The sequence below is a fragment of the Novosphingobium sp. CF614 genome (genome assembly GCF_900113255.1).
Taxonomy (GTDB): Bacteria; Pseudomonadota; Alphaproteobacteria; order Sphingomonadales; family Sphingomonadaceae; genus Novosphingobium.
Genome location: NZ_FOOR01000009.1, coordinates 92,657 through 110,004 on the forward strand (window position 1 = coordinate 92,657; position 17,348 = coordinate 110,004).

At 64.3% G+C, this 17,348-nt stretch carries 12 protein-coding genes and 1 tRNA gene; 5 read left to right on the top strand and 8 right to left on the bottom strand.

Annotated elements, in window-relative coordinates:
- Window positions 1-144: 144 nt before the first annotated feature.
- A complete protein-coding gene (locus tag BM052_RS12040; RefSeq protein WP_091147134.1) occupies window positions 145-2,724 on the bottom strand; it encodes a TonB-dependent receptor in 2,580 nt (859 codons plus the stop codon).
- Window positions 2,725-3,077: 353 nt separating this feature from the next.
- Here BM052_RS12040 and BM052_RS12045 point away from each other — a divergent pair, with 353 nt between their 5' ends.
- Window positions 3,078-4,013 carry a cation diffusion facilitator family transporter gene (locus BM052_RS12045; RefSeq protein WP_091147136.1) on the top strand — a complete coding sequence of 312 codons (936 nt, stop codon included), beginning with the start codon at window positions 3,078-3,080 and terminating at the stop codon, window positions 4,011-4,013.
- 83 nt (window positions 4,014-4,096) lie between these two features.
- On the opposite strand, the gene clpX is transcribed toward BM052_RS12045, so the two are convergent.
- Complete coding sequence (clpX, locus tag BM052_RS12050) at window positions 4,097-5,359, bottom strand: ATP-dependent Clp protease ATP-binding subunit ClpX (RefSeq protein ID WP_091147138.1); 1,263 nt, start codon at window positions 5,357-5,359, stop codon at window positions 4,097-4,099.
- A gap of 119 nt (window positions 5,360-5,478) precedes the next feature.
- Complete coding sequence (clpP, locus tag BM052_RS12055) at window positions 5,479-6,162, bottom strand: ATP-dependent Clp endopeptidase proteolytic subunit ClpP (RefSeq protein WP_091147141.1); 684 nt, start codon at window positions 6,160-6,162, stop codon at window positions 5,479-5,481.
- A 305-nt stretch (window positions 6,163-6,467) separates the two neighbouring features.
- Here clpP and BM052_RS12060 point away from each other — a divergent pair, with 305 nt between their 5' ends.
- Window positions 6,468-7,895, top strand: coding sequence for a hypothetical protein (locus BM052_RS12060; protein ID WP_091147144.1), 1,428 nt, complete (start codon window positions 6,468-6,470; stop codon window positions 7,893-7,895).
- A gap of 227 nt (window positions 7,896-8,122) precedes the next feature.
- On the opposite strand, the gene tig is transcribed toward BM052_RS12060, so the two are convergent.
- Together tig and BM052_RS12070 are read right to left on the bottom strand one after the other, a co-directional pair.
- Entirely contained in the window at window positions 8,123-9,685 is a 1,563-nt protein-coding gene (gene tig, locus BM052_RS12065) for a trigger factor (protein WP_091147147.1), read from the bottom strand.
- Between the two features lie 76 nt (window positions 9,686-9,761).
- Window positions 9,762-9,846 (bottom strand) — tRNA-Leu (locus BM052_RS12070).
- 152 nt (window positions 9,847-9,998) lie between these two features.
- On the opposite strand from BM052_RS12070, the gene BM052_RS19940 reads away from it, so the two are divergent.
- A complete protein-coding gene (locus BM052_RS19940; protein ID WP_177198447.1) occupies window positions 9,999-10,172 on the top strand; it encodes a hypothetical protein in 174 nt (57 codons plus the stop codon).
- A 23-nt stretch (window positions 10,173-10,195) separates the two neighbouring features.
- Here the strand turns inward: BM052_RS19940 and sppA are convergent, their stop codons facing one another.
- Complete coding sequence (gene sppA, locus BM052_RS12075; RefSeq protein WP_091147149.1) at window positions 10,196-12,070, bottom strand: signal peptide peptidase SppA; 1,875 nt, start codon at window positions 12,068-12,070, stop codon at window positions 10,196-10,198.
- A 122-nt stretch (window positions 12,071-12,192) separates the two neighbouring features.
- Here sppA and BM052_RS12080 point away from each other — a divergent pair, with 122 nt between their 5' ends.
- Window positions 12,193-13,173 carry an aspartate carbamoyltransferase catalytic subunit gene (locus tag BM052_RS12080; protein ID WP_091147152.1) on the top strand — a complete coding sequence of 327 codons (981 nt, stop codon included), beginning with the start codon at window positions 12,193-12,195 and terminating at the stop codon, window positions 13,171-13,173.
- On the top strand, window positions 13,170-14,426 hold the full coding sequence (locus tag BM052_RS12085; RefSeq protein ID WP_091147154.1) for a dihydroorotase: 1,257 nt from the start codon (window positions 13,170-13,172) through the stop codon (window positions 14,424-14,426). Before BM052_RS12080 ends, BM052_RS12085 begins: the two co-directional genes overlap by 4 nt.
- Before the next feature lie 51 nt (window positions 14,427-14,477).
- On the opposite strand, the gene serA is transcribed toward BM052_RS12085, so the two are convergent.
- On the bottom strand, window positions 14,478-16,064 hold the full coding sequence (serA, locus tag BM052_RS12090) for a phosphoglycerate dehydrogenase (RefSeq protein WP_091147156.1): 1,587 nt from the start codon (window positions 16,062-16,064) through the stop codon (window positions 14,478-14,480).
- Window positions 16,065-16,163: 99 nt separating this feature from the next.
- Window positions 16,164-17,294 (bottom strand): phosphoserine transaminase, encoded by a 1,131-nt coding sequence (locus BM052_RS12095; RefSeq protein WP_091147158.1) that lies wholly within the window; start codon window positions 17,292-17,294, stop codon window positions 16,164-16,166.
- Window positions 17,295-17,348 lie beyond the last annotated feature (54 nt).

The window sequence follows — 17,348 nt, forward strand, 5'->3', positions numbered from 1 at the left end:
CGAGGCCCTTCCAGATTGAAATGTCAGGGATGTGATACCGAGAACGGAACAGCCACAACATTGGCACGCCCCGGATAACGGGCAATGAAAAGGTGAGGAACCGCGCGGTTCCTCACCTTTTCCAGTTTCGTTCAGATCAGAGGATCAGAAGCCCATGATGAAGGTGGCGCTGACAGCACGCGGCGAACCGAAGTTAACGAAAGCCGACGTGGAAGTCGGTGACGTATCAAGACCGCCGCTGAACGAACCAACGTAGAACTTGTCGAACAGGTTCGTCACATTGAGTTGGATCTGGCTCTTGGCGAGGCCAAGCGTTTCCAGCGAGTAACGCATATCAAGATCGACGACCGTGTAACCCTTGAACTTGGCCCCATAGACAAGATCGGAGTAGTTCAAGTCGTTCAGGTAACGCGAACCGGTATACTTGGCCTGCGCACCGAAGCCGAAGTCGCCCAGCGTAAGTTGGGCCCGGCCACCGACCAGCCACTTCGGAGCCGCTCGCTCGCGGTTACCGGAAGTGTTGAGGTAGTAGGTCGTCGTGCCACTGGCGGTAGTGCTATAGCAGACACCCGCCGTGACCTTCGCCGCCGTGCAATTGCTGGCCGAGGTGACCACGTCATCCTCGATCTCCGAATTGATGTAGGACGCAAAGGCATAAAGCGACAGCGGCTGGACGGGACGCACCGAGACGCTCGCGTCAACGCCGTACTTCTTGACCTTGCCAAGGTTCGTATCAGTGGGATTGCCATCGATGTCGTAGGCGGTGACAAGGCGGTTGTTGTAAGACGAATACCATCCGGTGACTGCGGCCTGGACGACCGGCGAACTGTATCGCAGGCTCAGGTCGAAGCTGTCCGAGGTCTCAGGTCTACGATACGAGGAGGGGTCATTGGCCGGAAAGTAAAACGCATTGTAAAGCGTGTCGGTGCTCGGAACCGAAAGATTTTTTGTATAGCTGGCGGCTAGGCTCAATTCCGGCGTCAACTTGTAGACCAAGCCGACGTTGGGAAGCAGCTTGTCATACTTGAGCTTGCGCGACTGCGGAACCGCCGCACCCGTTGGCAGGCCAGTGGTTGCATTGAACGAGTAAGGATTGGCCGCCATGTAAGCGGCAACCTGATCCGCGGGAACGCAGTTCACGAAAGCACCGGACGATCCACCGGTGCTGGTGGTGAAGCAATGCTGATTCAAATCGCGACTGAAGAACGGTGCGCGTACACCGATCAGGACGGAAAGCTTGTCATCGAAGAAATCGCCCCTGTACTCGCCGGCGATCTGGTGCAGCGTCGCGTAAGACAGGCGGTCACGCTTTTGTAGGACGTTTCCAGCGGCATCAGTCAGGGGATCGTTGACCGGGAACACATCAATCGGCTCACCGTTCGGGAACAGGAAACCGGCGGCACCAGTCTGGCGGTGGCGAGCCCGATCGAACGAATACGACAAACGTACCCGGTTAGTATCATTTATTTCGTAGGCCAAGTTGGCGATCGCAACCCAGCGGTTGGTCTTGGTCTGGCTCGGTTGGAGCAGCGTGACCTTGCCAAGGACCCCGTCTCCATTGAGATCACGGCCGAAGTAGAATGCACCGCCGTAGTTGCCGGTGCCGGTGAAAGCCGGAGTCGTGGCAGTGGCGGCCTTCGTGAAGAACCCCTCGTTCGCGGACGTGGTGCCGCCACCGTTTGCTTTCACATACTGGTAAGCCGCGTCAATCGACAGCGTCAGCTTGTCGGTCAGCGAAAACAGCGAAGCCAAGCGGACGTTGCCCGTGTTCGAAGGATTATAACGACGCTCGAAGTCGGTGCCGCAACTGTTGGGCGTGCTGGTCGTGCTGAGCGTGCAGGGATAACCGCCGGCAATGTCGTAGAAACGGCCATCCTTGTCGCCGGTGAAAGCGCTTGCCCGCAGCGGCGATCCGCCGAAGTTATTGCGGTTCTCATTGTAATGGGCAGCAATCGAAATGAAGTCATCACCACCCAGCGGCTGGTAGATCTTGGCATTGTACTGCTGCTTCTCGACCTTGCCGTAATTGGCGAAGGTAGCGCCGTTGCGGGCATAAGAGGCCGAAGCCCATGCCTTGGTGCCCATCGAGGTAAACTCGCCGGTTTCGATCTTGCCGAAGAAGCGCTGATATGAGCGGTCTTCGTCGCCTGTCCCCTTCGCAACGATGTCGCCGTAAGACAAGCTCGTCATCACACCAAACTGGTCGTCCGGTACTTTGGTGTTGATGTTGACGGTGCCGCCCACGGCGGCTGCCGTCGGGCTATCGACATCGGTCGAACCGAGGTTGACGTTGACGGTTTCGATCAGTTCGGGGTCGACCTGCTGGTTCGTGTAGATCGCATAGTTGCCCGAATCGTTGAGTGGAATACCATCAAAGGTTTGCGAGATGCGAGACGAGTCGAAGCCACGAATAGTGAACGATCCGCCGCTCGAACCCCAAGGGTCATTATTGGTGAAGCTGACGCCAGGCACCAGGTTGATGATCTCGTTGATGCTCTGACCGGCGCGCTGTGTCTGGATCAATTCCTTGGTGATTTCGACTTTGGCCTTGGGGGAATCGGGTGTCTTAACGCCGGCAATGGTGGTTTCCCGCTCACCCGTAACAATGATGGCATCATCAAACTCGGTCGAACCGGTCGACTGGGCGAAGGCCGGAACGGCAAGGAAAGTGGCACCGACGGCCAGCGTGCTGGTCGCGGTTTTGAGGATGGATTGGAATTTCATCTAAGCCCCCTGAGCTCTTCAGACTGGGTGGACGGACATTTGCGACGAGATGCTTCGCCACAAAATTGCTGCGGCTGCTATGAGCAGCGGCATATGACAGCTTTCTGACATTTGGGATTCAGATCGGCCGCGCAGATGCGAAATTTCGTGACAGTACCGTCACATACCCCCACAGGCGAAAAAATAATACATGCAATTCAATATATTATGCAATACACACGATATTGCAGTGCGGCAAAAATATCACGGGGAAATAAATCCTTCGCTGCGTCCGCACACGGTCACACCGGCCGGTTCATGTGATGTTACGTCATAGCTTGATGGGGGCATGCGGCGCGTGCGAAAGCTTGCGGATGAGCGCCGATCACCAGCATCATCACGGGCATCCGCACGGGCACCACCATCACGCCCCGCCCGGCGGCACGGGCAAGGCCTTCGCATTGGCGGTCACGCTCAATATCACCTTCGTCGCGGTCGAAGTGGCCGCCGGGTTCGTCAGCGGATCGATGGCGCTGCTTGCCGATGCCGGGCACAATCTGTCCGACGTGCTCTCGCTGCTGCTCGCCTGGGCCGCCAGCGTACTGGCCGCCAGGCCGCCCTGCGAGCGGTTCACCTACGGCCTGAAGAGTTCATCGATTCTGGCGGCCATCGCCAATGCCGCGCTGCTGCTGGTGGCGGTGGGCGCGATCCTGGTCGAGACGATCCGCCGCGTTGCCGATCCCGCCCCGGTGGCGGGGGCGACGATGATGGTGGTTGCCGGCATGGGCATCGCGATCAACGCGCTTTCCGCGCTGCTTTTCGCGCGGGGCTCGAAATCGGATCTCAACTTGCGCGCCGCTTTCGTCCACCTGATGGCCGACGCGGCGGTTTCGGCCGGCGTCGTCATCGCCGGGCTTGCCATCCTCGTCACCGGCCGGGCCTTGATCGATCCGATCGTCTCGCTGGTCATCACCGGGGTCATCGCCTGGTCGAGCTGGGGCCTCCTGCGCGATTCGCTGCGCATGGGCATGCTCGGCGTGCCCGCGGGCATCGACGGCGCCAGGGTGCGGGCCTACCTGGAAGCCCTCCCCGGCGTCGCCAGGGTGCACGACCTGCACATTTGGCCGATGAGCACCACCGAGACGGCGCTGACCGCGCACCTCGTGATGCCCGGCGGCCAGCCCGGCGACGGCTTCCTGCACGACCTTGCGCATGATCTCGATCACGTGTTCCGCATCGGCCATCCCACCATCCAGATCGAGACCGACGCCGACACGTCCTGCGCGCTGGAGAGCGAAGCGGTGGTGTGATCCGCCGCCCCATGATGCACACGCGGAAAGGCCGCCCATCTTGCGATGGACGGCCTTTCCGCGTGCCTGGATGCGAAAGCCGGTCAGGCCGCCGCTTCGGTCTTGTCGCCCTTGTGAACGCGAACCGGTTCCTTGCGGCCATCGACCACGTCCTTGTCGACCACCACTTCCGCGATGTCGCTTTCGGTCGGCAGGTCGAACATGGTATCAAGCAGCAGCCCTTCGACGATCGAACGGAGGCCGCGCGCGCCGGTCTTGCGCTCGATCGCCTTCTGCGCGATCGCCTCAAGCGCATCTTCCGTGAAAGTCAGGTCCACGTCCTCAAGCTCGAAGAGCCTGGCGTACTGCTTGATGAGCGCGTTCTTGGGCTCGCGCAGGATCTTGACGAGCGCGGCGATGTCGAGATCCTCCAGCGTCGCGATCACCGGCAGGCGACCGACGAATTCGGGAATCAGGCCGAACTTGAGGAGATCCTCCGGCTCCGCCTTCTGGAGCAGTTCGCCCACGCGGCGCTTGTCGGGATCGGCGACATGCGCGCCGAAGCCGATCGAGCGCTTCTGCAGGCGATCCGCGATGATCTTTTCCAGGCCGGCGAACGCGCCGCCGCAGATGAACAGGATGTTGGTCGTGTCCACCTGCAGGAATTCCTGCTGCGGATGCTTGCGGCCGCCCTGCGGAGGCACGCTGGCGGTGGTGCCTTCCATCAGCTTCAGCAGCGCCTGCTGCACGCCCTCGCCGCTCACATCGCGGGTGATCGACGGATTCTCCGCCTTGCGGCTGATCTTGTCGATCTCATCGATGTAGACGATGCCGTGCTGTGCCTTCTCGACGTTGTAGTCGCTGGCCTGGAGCAGCTTGAGGATGATGTTCTCCACATCCTCGCCCACATAGCCGGCCTCGGTCAGCGTGGTCGCATCCGCCATGGTGAACGGCACGTCGAAGGTCTTGGCCAGCGTCTGCGCCAGCAGCGTCTTGCCGCAGCCAGTGGGGCCCACGAGCAGGATGTTCGATTTCGAAAGCTCGACATCGCCCTGCTTGCCGCTGTGCTTCAGCCGCTTGTAGTGGTTGTGCACCGCCACCGAGAGCACGCGCTTGGCGCGCTGCTGGCCGATCACGTAATCGTTCAGCGTCTCGCAGATGTCACGGGGGGATGGCACGCCGCCGTCCTTCTTGCCCGCGATCCCGGCCTTGGTTTCCTCGCGAATGATGTCGTTGCAAAGCTCGACGCATTCGTCGCAAATGAAGACCGTTGGTCCCGCGATCAGCTTGCGCACCTCATGCTGCGACTTGCCACAGAAGCTGCAGTAGAGGGTGCTCTTCGCGTCAGATCCACTCAATTTCGTCATTTTCCGTCTTAGGCCCCCCGTTGAGGCGACTCGCTCAGTCTACTCTGGCGGGGGACAGTTTAGCAATCCTAGGCCAATATCCTTGCCATGGACTGAAAATACTGATCCGTGCCGCGTCTTCAGCCCTCGGCCGACTTGTCGGCTTCAGGGCGCGTTTCGAAAACCTTGTCGACAAGGCCGAAGGTCAGCGCTTCCTCGGCCTCGAGGAAAGTATCGCGATCCATCGCCTTTTCGATTTCGTCAAGCATTTTGCCGGTATATTTCACATAGAGGTCGTTCAGGCGCTTGCGCATGCGCAGGATTTCGCGCGCCTGGATCTCGATGTCGCTGGCCATGCCCTGCGCCCCGCCCGATGGCTGGTGGACCATGATCCGCGCGTTCGGCAGCGCGATGCGCATGCCCGGTTCGCCGGCGGCAAGCAGGAAGCTGCCCATGGAAGCCGCCTGCCCGATGCACACGGTCGATACGCGCGGCTTGATGTACTGCATGGTGTCATGGATCGCCATGCCCGCCGTGACGACACCGCCCGGCGAATTGATGTACATCGAAATGTCCTTCGAGGGATTTTCCGATTCGAGGAACAGCAGTTGCGCCACGATCAGCGACGCCATGTGGTCTTCCACCTGGCCGGTCACGAAGACGATGCGTTCGCGCAGCAGCCGCGAATAGATGTCGAAGCTGCGCTCGCCGCGGCTGGTCTGCTCGACAACCATCGGCACCAAGGCGCCGGTCAAGGGATCGGTGGTGAACTTTCCCTGATTTCCAAAAGCGCTTGCGTTCGAAGCGCCGAACAAGTCGAGCATGGGAGTCCTCATCTGATTTGGATGGCCTATGTCGCGTGCCGAGGCCGGATGTTCAAGGGCTTTAACCCATCGATCGGCTCGACAGTTTGAGACAAAATGGCCACGCGTGATTACCCTGTCGCATCAATGTGCCGATTTCGGGCACGATCTACACCCGATTGCAGCCGCGGGTAACTGGAGCACCCATGCCGATACAGGTATTTTCCCGGAGATCGCAGGCGTTCCGAAATCCTGCCCGGAATTCCACGGGGCCGTCCACGCTGGCGGCCGACCTCCTCACGCTGCTCTGCGTAGTGTTGACGGGCATGGCGATCACCTGGGCCAGTTTCCACCACGGCCCCTGGTACGATGAGTTCTATACCCAGTACGTCACCAGGAACTCGATCGGCTGGGGCGAGGCACTGCGCGGCAGCTGGCTGGCGGACAACCACCCGCCCCTGTACTATGCGCTCGCCCGCGCGACCGATGGTCTGGGCGGGATCGAGACGCATCGCCTGCTCAACCTGGGAATTGCCGCCGCCGCGCTGGTCGCGGGCATGGCCGTGGTGCGCGAGGTGCCCGGCCTGCGCATGGCGGCCGCTCTGCTGGCGCTGCTTCTGGCGGCAAACAGCTGGACGATGCTGTCCGCGGCCGAACTGCGCTCCTATTTCCTGTCGCTCTGCGCGGGCGCCGTACTGGCGCTTTCGCTGGCGGCGATCTGGATCAGCGGCGAGGCGGGATCGCCCGCGCGGAGAGCGGCTACCGCAATGGTCACGCTGCTCGCTTTCAACACCCATATCATCACAACGGTGATTGCCGGCGCGTTCTACGCCCCTTTCGTGCTGCTCGCCCTGGCCCGCCGCGACTGGCGGCGGCTGCGCGCGCTGCTGCCGCCCGCACTGGCCTCGGGCGGGCTTTTCCTGGCGGTTACGGCCATCCAGTACCCGCACTGGCGAGCCAACACGCAAGTGTTCTGGATAGCCGCTGGGTTCGAACAGGCACGCTGGTCGATCGAGTACGCGCTGCTGCGCACGCTCGAGGCGAACCCGGCGATCACGCTCGGCGCACTGGTCGGCGGCGCGCTGTTCCTGCGCGATATCCTGCACGCCAAAGCGTTTTCGCCCCAGGCCACGGTGCTGGCACAGCTCACGGTGGGGGCGATGCTCGCCATCGCGATCCTGGTCGGTCTCCATCTCCTGCACCCGATGCTGATCGAGAAATACCTGACCGCCATGGTCGGGGCGGTAAGCTTCGGCCTCGCGCTGGCCTGCGCCCGGTTGGTCGCGGTGCTCGGCCGGCGGGCCGCCACGGCGGCGCTGGCGCTCGCGTTTCTCGTCACGACATTCGCACTCGGCCAGAACGTCGCGCTGGTCACCGCCCGCAACAGCTGGTTCGGCACCGGCGAGTTGATCGCCCGCCAGGTCGCGCGGTGTCCGGGGACGGTGATCCACACCGACGATTTCTGGAACTCGGACGTCATGGCGATGTCGCCGGACGACAACCGCGCGGTCACCCCCTGGGCCTATCGCTACGTGGCTTCCGAATTCGGGTTCCGCATCGAGCCCCAGGGTTCGCATCGCCTCGGTGGAAGCTGCCCGACGCTGTTCTGGGCCGAGCACGACACCCGGCGCCGCTTCGACGAAACCACGATTCTCGCGCGCCTGCGCGCGACCGGTTTCGACCTCGAGCACATCTACCTGACCCGCGTCGGCGATGGCTGGGTCGCCTCGGATCGTCCGCTCGTCACCGGTTGATACCCAATCTCATTGATCCGAACTTTGCTTTCGTCCTTGCGAGCCGCCGACGGCGGCGCGGCAATCCAGGGGCGGTTCGCGCCGCCCTGGATTGCTTCACCCGCTTCGCGGGCTCGCGGGCGACGAGGGGGGGAGATGAGTCTCGCTTCAAGAGACTTGGTACGGGACCAAGCAAAAGCCCGCCCGGATCGCTCCGGACGGGCTTCGGTATTCTTGCGAAGAGAGTCTCAGCCTTCCTTGGCCGCGGCCTTCTTCTTCGCCGGAGCCTTCTTGGCAGGTGCCTTCTTTGCCGGAGCCTCGACGGTATCATCCGCGGCCTCGACTTTCTTGGCTGGCGCCTTCTTCGGCTTCTCGTCCTCCGCGGCCTCTTCGGCGGGAGCTTCCTCCACGCTTTCCGTCTTCTTGGCAGCGGCCTTCTTTGCAGTGGCCTTCTTCGCCGGAGCCGCCTTGGCCTCGCTGTCAGCGTCGGCGTCGGCCTCGATGGCGGCCTGCAGTTCCTCACGGGTCACTTCGCGAGTGGTGACTTCGGCCTTCTCGATCAGGAAGTCGACGACCTTGTCCTCATAGAGCGGCGCGCGCAGCTGGGCGGCCATCATCGGATCGTTGCGCACATATTCCATGAAGCGCTGACGGTCTTCCGGACGGTACTGCTGCGCCGCCTGCGTCACCAGCATCGACATTTCCTGCGCCGAGACTTCGACTCCATTGGCCTGGCCGATTTCCGAGAGCAGCAGGCCCAGACGCACGCGACGCTCGGCGATCTTGCGGTAATCGTCCTTTTCGTCCTCGATCTCCTTGAGCGCGGCCTCGGGATCCTCTTCGTGCTTCGCCTCATGGGTGAGCTGCTGCCAGATCTGCGCGAATTCGGCTTCGACCATCGTCGGCGGAACCTCGAAGTCGTGGCCGGCGGCAAGCTGATCGAGCAGCGAACGCTTCATCGCGGTACGGGTTAGGCCCGCCGTTTCCTGCTCAAGCTGCCCCCGAAGCAGGTTCTTGAGCTGTTCCAGGCTTTCAAGTCCCAATTCCTTGGCGAAATCGTCGTCGATGCTGGCCTCGGCCGGAGCCTTGATCTCATGAGCGGCGATGTCGAAGGTCACTTCCTTGCCCTTGAGCTCCTCGGCGGGGTAGTCCTCGGGGAAGGTCACGGTGATGACGCGCTCCTCGCCGGCCTTGAGGCCGATAAGCTGCTCCTCGAAGCCCGGGATCAGGCGGCCTGAGCCGATCACGATCGGCTGCTTCTCGGCCTTGCCGCCCTCGAACTCGACACCATCGAGCTTGCCGGTGAAGTCGCAGATCACCTGGTCGCCATCCTCGGCCGCGCCGTCCTTGGTCTCGAAACGCTGCTGCTGGCCGGCGATGCGGGCAACCGCCTCGTCGACCTGCTCCTCGGCGACCGGCACCACCAGCTTGTCAAGCTTGAGCCCGTCAAGCGACGGCGCCTCGATCACCGGCAGCACTTCAAGGCTGACGGTCAGTTCGGCATCCTTGCCTTCCTCATAGCCCTCGCCAAGCGAGACGTCCGGGTTCATCGCCGGGCGCAGCGCGTTGTCGGCGACCAGCTTGTCCATCGCCTCGCGGATGGTGGTGCTGAGCGCTTCCTGGTGGATCGCGGCCCCGTGCATCTTCTTCACGAGATTGGCGGGCACCTTGCCGGGGCGGAAGCCGGGCATGCGCACCTGCGGGGCGATCTTCTTGACCTCACCCTCGATCTTGGCGGTGATGGTCTGGGCGGGGATGGTCACCGTATAGGCGCGCTTCAGTCCCTCGTTGGTGGTTTCGACAATCTGCATTTCGATGCCTTCCTGTGCAGTTCACGGGGCCTTCGCGGCCGATTTTCTTGGCTCACCCTCCCTCAGGCGGCGATACTGGTGCGGGCGAAGGGACTCGAACCCCCACATCTTTCGATACTGGAACCTAAATCCAGCGCGTCTACCAGTTCCGCCACGCCCGCTCGGATGAAGCCTGAAACTCAAGGGACGGGCCCTTATAAGAGCCCGCGCAAAAGGGCAAGCGCCGCAACTCGCGAGGCATGCCGGCTTGCCCTTGCGGGACGACCCGGCGGTGCCCACGTAAGGCGAAACCCGCTTGAAGAGAGGCACCCCCATGGCCACCCAGCCCGGCGAAATTCCCGCAGACCGGCCCGGCGATACGCCCGCCGAAGTTCCCGTTCCGCCCAGCGAACCCGGCGAACCGGACCAGCCGCAGGAAGCGCCCCCGTCCGGTCCCGATTTCGACCAGCCGGACACCCTTCCAGTGGAACTGCCGCCTCCGGGCTAACCGGCATGCGGCCGGCCTGATATTCAGTTCCAGCCGGCCACTTTCGCGAGGCCCCGTACCAGCGGCAGGTTCTTCGCCTTGACGCCTGCACCCGGCAGCGGTGGGCATTCCAGGCAATAGGCCTGTACGCCCCGCATTCCGAGCAGCCCTTCAAGCTGGCCGAGCGCCCTGCCCGCCTGCGCCTGCTGGCGCGCGGCGACGAGACCGGCGAAGTCGTAGGCGGCGGTATCGTCTTGCGGCTTGGCCTCGAGCTGTTCGATGAAGCTGGTGAAGGCATCCGGCTTCTCGCCCAGGAACTCGGCGTGCCACTTGCCGTTGCCTACGCCGCCCAGTTTCGCGGCATGACCGAGCGCGGCGTCGAGATTGCCCATCTCGTCCACCAGGCCCAGCCGGCGCGCCTCGGCGCCCGGCCAGACGCGGCCCTGCGCCACGGCGTCGATCTGCTGCGGCGTGCGGCCCCGGGCCTTGGCCACGATAGCCAGGAACTTGCCGTAGGCGTTTTCGACCGAGGCTTGCAGCAGTTCGTTCAGCTCGGGCGTGAACCCGCCGAGCAGGTCCGGTTGACCGGACAGCGGAGTCGTGCGCACGCCGTCGCTGGTGACGCCGAAATCGGCCAGGGTCTTCTCGAAGCTGGGAATGACCGCGAAGACACCGATCGAACCGGTGATGGTGCCAGGCTCCGCGTAGATCTTCTGCGCGGGGGTGGAGACCCAGTAACCACCGCTGGCGGCAAGATTGCTCATCGAGACGACGACGGGGATCTTGGCGTCGCGCCAGCGCTGGATCGCGCGGCGGATGCGTTCGGCCGCCGTTGCCGAGCCACCGGGCGAATCGATCCTGACCACGAGCGCCTTGAAATCCTCGTCGATATTGTCGTCGAGCAGTTCGGCGATGCGATCTCCGCCCGCCTGTCCCGGGCCGGCATCGCCATCGACGATATCGCCGGCAATGGTGACGACCGCGATCGCCTCGCCCGGCTTCTTCTCGGGATTGGCGGCGAGCCAGGTGGCGAGGCGCGTATGCGCATAAGGCAGATCGTCATCGTCGGACTTGCCCGCCAGTTCGGCCACCCGTCGCTCGAACTCGGTCTTGTCGCCAAGCCGGTCGACGATGCCGGCGGCCTTGGCGCCTTGGGCGAAATCGCCGCCGGCCGCCTTCATCATGCCTGCCGGGTTCGCGGCCAGCTCGTCGGTCCGCGCCTTGGGCCGGGCTTTCCTGACGTCGGCCTTCCAGGCCTCCCACAGCGTGCCGTAGACGTCCTCATAAGCCTGACGCGCCTCCGGCGACATGTCCGAGCGCAGATAGGGCTCGACGTAGCTCTTGTACGTGCCGACGCGGTAGACATGGGCATTGACCTTGAAACGGTCGATCAACCCCTTGTAATAGTTCATGTTTCCGCCTGGTCCGGCAATCAGGGCCTCGCCCATGGGATCGAGCCAGGCCTCGCTGGAATGCGCCGCGAGCTGCACCCCGTCGTCGAGATAGGCATTGGCGAAAGTCAGCACCGGCTTGCCGGCCTTGCGCACCTCGTCCATCGCCGCGCCGATCCCGCGCAAGTGGACGAAGCGGCCCCCCATGAAGCGCGAGAGATCGAGCACCACGACTTTCACGCGGTCGTCCTTCGCCGCCAGACGCAGCGCGCGCTCGATATCGCGCGCCTGGAATTCGCGAGTCGGCGCCTCGCCCGAAAGCAGCAGGTCGAAGGGATCGACCTTGCTCTTCTCCTCGACGATCACGCCGTTCAGGTCGAGCAGGAGAGCACCCTTCTCCACGCTGCCCGCCGCCGGCCGCGCCGACAGCGCGGCATAGATGAGGCCGAAGAACATGACCAGGAACAGGAGCGCCAGGGCATCCTTGACACCGACCAGCAGCTTCCAGACCTTGCTCGCGAATTTCATGGATTCACCTGCCTTTCACGGCAAGTCCTTACCCGCACATGCGCGCGCTTGAAAGGGAAGCGGGGAAAGACCGGCGAATTGGCTTGAGCCGGCGGGCCGGCGGGCCTAAGGCATCATCTTCAATGACATCGCCAGAATATACCTATCCGGAAGGCGCCGCGGCCTTCCCGCACCGCGGCCTGGTGAGCATCGCCGGACTTGCCCCGCACGAGATATGGTTCCTGCTGGACGAGGCGGAACAGTGGGTCCAGCTCAACCGGAACGCGCAAAAGCACCGCGAGGTGCTTTCCGGCCTCACCATCATCAACGCCTTCTTCGAGAATTCGACGCGAACCCTGCTCAGCTTCGAGATCGCTGGCAAGCGCCTGGGCGCCGACGTCGTCAACATGGCGGTGGCGACCTCCAGCGTGAAGAAGGGCGAAACGCTGATCGACACGGCGATGACGCTCAACGCCATGCACGCCGATGCCATCGTCATCCGCCATGCCAGTTCCGGCGCGGTGCGGCTCATCGCCGGCAAGGTGGACTGCCCGGTGCTCAACGCCGGCGACGGCCAGCACGAGCATCCCACCCAGGCTCTGCTCGACGCGCTGACGATCCGCCACGCCAAGCGCGCCTTCAATGGCCTGCGGGTGACGATCTGCGGAGACATCCTGCACAGCCGCGTCGCCCGTTCCAACATCCTGTGCCTCACCTCGCTGGGCGCCGACGTGCGCGTCTGCGCGCCGCCGGCGCTGATGCCCGCCGATATCGAACGGATGAACGTTGCGGTCTTCCACGATTTCGACGCGGCGCTGAAAGGCGCGGACGTGGTGATGATGCTGCGGCTGCAGATGGAGCGGATGCAGGGCCAGTTCATTCCGTCCCCGCGCGAATACCGCCACCTTTACGGCCTCTCGCTCGATCGGCTGGAAAAGGCCGAGCCGGACGCGCTCGTCATGCACCCGGGCCCGATGAACCGCGGCGTCGAGATCGACAGCAACGTCGCCGATCTGGTCGGCCGCTCGCAGATCACCACCCAAGTGGAGATGGGCGTCGCCATCCGCATGGCCTGCCTCGACGTGCTCACGCGCAGGGCACGCAAGCTGGAGGGCTGGTCATGAGCCTGCACGCACCGCTCACCGTCACCGGCGGACGCCTGCTGCTGCCCGACGGCACCATCATTCCGGGCGCGATCCGCTGCGAGGGCGGGTTCATCGTCGCGCTGGGCGGCGGGGTTTCCCCCCAGCCCGGCGACGAGGTACACGACGCCGCCGGCAAGCTCGTCACCCCCGGCCTCGTCGACATCGGCGTGTTCGAGATCGACAAGCCGGCGTTCCACTTCGGCGGCGTGACCCGCGCCGCGCTGATGCCCGATCAGAACCCGCCGCTGGACGTGCCGGCACGCGTGCGCTTCGCCGCCCAGTCGGGCAAGCCGGACTTCTGGGTCCACCCGCTCGCCGCCGCGACCAAGGAACTGGAAGGCCGATCCCTGGCCGAGATCGCCCTCATGCGCGATGCCGGCGCCCGCGCCGTCGCCACCGGGCGACGGTGGATCGGCGATTCGGGTACGATGCTGCGGCTGCTGCAATATGCCGGCATGCTCGGCCTGGTGGTGATCGCCCATGCCGAGGATGCCGGGCTGGTCGGCAACGCGGTGGCGACTGCGGGCGAAATGGCGACACGCCTGGGCCTGCCGAACGCCCCGGCAGAGGCGGAAGCGCTGGCCCTGGCCCGCGACATCGTCCTGGCCGAACTGGCCGGCGCCGCGATCCACTTCCGCAAGGTCACCACCGCCGCCGGGCTCGACCTGGTGCGCCGGGCCAAGGATCGCGGGCTGAAGGTGACGGCGGGGGTCTCGCCCGCCTATTTCATGCTTTCCGACCTCGCCATGGCCGAGTTTCGCACATTCGCCCACCTCTCCCCGCCCTTGCGGAGCGAGGTGGATCGCAAGGCGGTGATCGCCGCGATCGCCGACGGCACCATCGACGTCATCGCCTCTTGCCACGATCCGCGCGGCCCGGAGGACAAGCGCCTGCCCTTCGCCGATTCTGCGCCCGGCATGGCCGGCGCGGAAACGCTGCTGCCGCTCACCCTCAATCTGGTGCGCGACGGCGTGATCCCGATAGGCCGCGCTTTCGACCTGCTGGCCGCCAATCCCGCCAGGCTGCTCGGTGTCAATGCCGGCCGCCTGGCCGTGGGCACCGAGGCCGACATCGCGGTGATCGACCCGGAGCGGCCATGGATCGTCGATTCGGACAAGATGGCCGCCAGCGCGGGCAATACCCCTTTCGACAAGCAACCCGTCCAGGGCCGCGTGCTGGCGCTGTTCAAGGGCGGTGTCCTGGTGCGAGCGAAGAAACCGCGGCGGACGTGAGGATATGGCCCCGTCGTCCCGGGGAACACCGGGACGACGGGTGATCTCTCATCAGAACGCCAGCGCCTTCACCATCTTCACGCCCGGCAGTTCGCAGGCCTGCTTGAGCACGGCATCGGGCACCGGGCTGTCGACCGAGAGCAACAGCACCGCCTCACCGCCGGCATTGCGGCGGCCGAGGTTGAAAGTGCCGATGTTGATCTGGTTCTCGCCCAGCAGGGTGCCGATGCGGCCGATGAAGCCCGGGGCGTCCTCGTTGACGATATACATCATGTAGCCGGCAAGCTCGGCTTCCACCTTGATGCCGAACATCTCGACCAGGCGTGGCTCCACGTTGTTGAACAGCGTGCCGGCGACCGAACGCTCTCCCGCCTCGGTCTTCACCGAGACGCGGACCAGCGTGTGATAGTCGCCCTCGCGCTCGGTCTTGACCTCGCGCACTTCAAGGCCGCGTTCCTTGGCCAGATAGGGGGCGTTGACCATGTTCACGGTGTCCGACTGCACGCGCAGGAATCCGGCCAGCACCGCGGCGACGATCGGTTTCATGTTGAGCTCGGCCGCCGCGCCCTCGGTGTGGATCGAGATGCGTGGAACCGAATCGCGCGTGAGCTGGCCCACCATCGAGCCAAGCTGCTCCGCCAGCTTCATGTAGGGCTTGAGCTTGGGGGCTTCCTCGGCCGAGAGCGACGGCACGTTGAGCGCGTTGATGACACCGCCGGTGACGAGATAGTCGGCCATCTGCTCGGCCACCTGTAGCGCCACGTTGACTTGCGCCTCGGTGGTGGAAGCGCCCAGGTGCGGGGTGCAGATGAAGTTCGGCGTGCCGAACAGCGGCGATTCCTTCGCCGGCTCGGTCTGGAACACATCGAGCGCCGCGCCGGCGACATGGCCGGAATCGAGCATGTCCTTCAGCGCTGCCTCATCGACCAGGCCGCCGCGCGCGCAGTTGACGATGCGCACGCCCTGCTTGGTCTTGGCCAGGTTCTCCCGGCTCAGGATATTGCGGGTCTGGTCGGTCAGCGGCGTGTGCAGCGTGATGAAATCGGCCTTCTCCAGCAAAGTGTCGAGATCCGCCTTCTCCACGCCCATCTCCACCGCGCGCTCTGGCGTGAGGAACGGGTCATAGGCGACGACTTTCATCCGAAGGCCCAGCGCGCGGCTGGCGACGATCGAGCCGATATTGCCCGCGCCGATCAGGCCCAGCGTCTTGCCGGTCACCTCGACGCCCATGAAGCGGTTCTTTTCCCACTTGCCGGCCTGCGTCGATGCGTCGGCTTCGGGGAGCTGGCGGGCAAGCGCGAACATCAGGGCGATCGCATGCTCGGCAGTCGTGATCGAATTGCCGAACGGCGTGTTCATCACGACCACGCCCTTGGCCGAAGCGGCCGGGATATCGACGTTGTCGACGCCGATGCCGGCGCGGCCGACGACCTTGAGATTGGTCGCGGCGTCAAGGATGTCCTTTGTCACCTTGGTCGACGAACGGATGGCGAGGCCATCGTACTTGCCGATGATCGCCTTGAGTTCTTCCGGCTTGAGGCCGGTGATCTCGTCCACTTCGCAGCCGCGGATGCGGAAGATCGTGGCGGCGTTGGGATCCATCTTGTCGGAAATGAGGACTTTGGGTTTGGTGGTCATGTCAATTCTCTCATAACGCGTCCGCGCGCCCTGGGCTTGTCGAAGTCCGTTCGGCGGAGGTAGCACGGTGCCCTTCGACAAGCTCGGGGCGAGCGGGCCTCAGGAAGCCTTGGTCACGGCCCAGGCGTAGTCGAGCCAGGGTCCGAGCGCCTCGATGTCGGCCGTCTCGACAGTGGCGCCGCACCAGATGCGCAGACCCGCCGGGGCGTCGCGGTAGCCGGCGATATCATAGGCCGCATCCTGCTTTTCGAGCACGGCGGCGAACTTCTTGATGAAGTCGGCATCGGCGCCCTCGACAGTGAGGCAGACCGAGGTCTTCGAACGGCTGGCCGGATCGGTGGCGAGATGGCCGAGCCAGTCACGCTCGCTCACGATCCTGTCGAGCGCGGCGGCATTGGCGTCGCAGCGCGCCCGCAAGCCTTCGAGGCCGCCGAGCGACCTGGCCCATTCGAGCGCGAAGATCGCGTCTTCGACGGCGAGCATCGAAGGCGTGTTGATGGTCTCGCCCTTGAACACGCCTTCGGCCAGCTTGCCCTTGGAAACGAGGCGGAAGACCTTGGGCAGCGGCCAGGACGGAGTGTAGCCTTCCAGGCGCTCGACCGCGCGGGGACCGAGGATCAGCACGCCGTGGCCGCCTTCGCCGCCCAGCACTTTCTGCCAGGAGAACGTGGCGACATCGATCTTGTCCCACGGAATGTCGTAAGCGAACACGGCGCTGGTGGCGTCGGCGAAGGACAGGCCCTCGCGGTCGTCGGCGATCCAGTCGCCATCGGGGACGCGCACGCCCGACGTGGTGCCGTTCCAGGTGAAGAGCACGTCGTTCGACCAGTCGACCCGGCTCAGGTCCGGCAGCTGGCCGTAGTCGGCGCGCAGGACCGTGGGATCGAGCTTGAGCTGCTTGACGGCATCGGTGACCCAACCTTCTCCGAAGCTTTCCCAGGCCAGCGTCGTCACGCCGCGCTGCCCCAGCATGGTCCACATCGCCATCTCGAACGCGCCAGTGTCCGATCCGGGCACGATGCCGATGCGGTGCGTCTCGGGCAGCCCGAGCACTTCGCGCATCAGGTCGATGCAGTACTGGAGGCGCGACTTGCCGATCTTGGCACGGTGCGAGCGGCCCAGCGATTCGGTGGCGAGCTTGTCGGGGGAGTATCCGGGCGGCTTGGCGCAGGGACCGGAAGAGAAATGCGGACGCGCAGGCTTGCGCGCCGGTATCGTGATGTCAGTCATTTAAGACTCTCCTTGCAGAGAGCACGCGCGGCGTTGGGACCGCGTGGCCCGGCG

What these genes read in the sequence shown, in the direction of transcription:
- clpP (WP_091147141.1), bottom strand. Translation starts at nt 6,162, where the DNA reads ATGCTCGACTTGTTCGGCGCTTCGAACGCAAGCGCTTTTGGAAATCAG.
- BM052_RS19940 (WP_177198447.1), top strand. Translation starts at nt 9,999, where the DNA reads ATGGCCACCCAGCCCGGCGAAATTCCCGCAGACCGGCCCGGCGATACG.
- BM052_RS12060 (WP_091147144.1), top strand. Translation starts at nt 6,468, where the DNA reads ATGGCGATCACCTGGGCCAGTTTCCACCACGGCCCCTGGTACGATGAG.
- BM052_RS12080 (WP_091147152.1), top strand. Translation starts at nt 12,193, where the DNA reads ATGACATCGCCAGAATATACCTATCCGGAAGGCGCCGCGGCCTTCCCG.
- BM052_RS12085 (WP_091147154.1), top strand. Translation starts at nt 13,170, where the DNA reads ATGAGCCTGCACGCACCGCTCACCGTCACCGGCGGACGCCTGCTGCTG.
- tig (WP_091147147.1), bottom strand. Translation starts at nt 9,685, where the DNA reads ATGCAGATTGTCGAAACCACCAACGAGGGACTGAAGCGCGCCTATACG.
- clpX (WP_091147138.1), bottom strand. Translation starts at nt 5,359, where the DNA reads ATGACGAAATTGAGTGGATCTGACGCGAAGAGCACCCTCTACTGCAGC.
- BM052_RS12095 (WP_091147158.1), bottom strand. Translation starts at nt 17,294, where the DNA reads ATGACTGACATCACGATACCGGCGCGCAAGCCTGCGCGTCCGCATTTC.
- sppA (WP_091147149.1), bottom strand. Translation starts at nt 12,070, where the DNA reads ATGAAATTCGCGAGCAAGGTCTGGAAGCTGCTGGTCGGTGTCAAGGAT.
- serA (WP_091147156.1), bottom strand. Translation starts at nt 16,064, where the DNA reads ATGACCACCAAACCCAAAGTCCTCATTTCCGACAAGATGGATCCCAAC.
- BM052_RS12040 (WP_091147134.1), bottom strand. Translation starts at nt 2,724, where the DNA reads ATGAAATTCCAATCCATCCTCAAAACCGCGACCAGCACGCTGGCCGTC.
- BM052_RS12045 (WP_091147136.1), top strand. Translation starts at nt 3,078, where the DNA reads ATGAGCGCCGATCACCAGCATCATCACGGGCATCCGCACGGGCACCAC.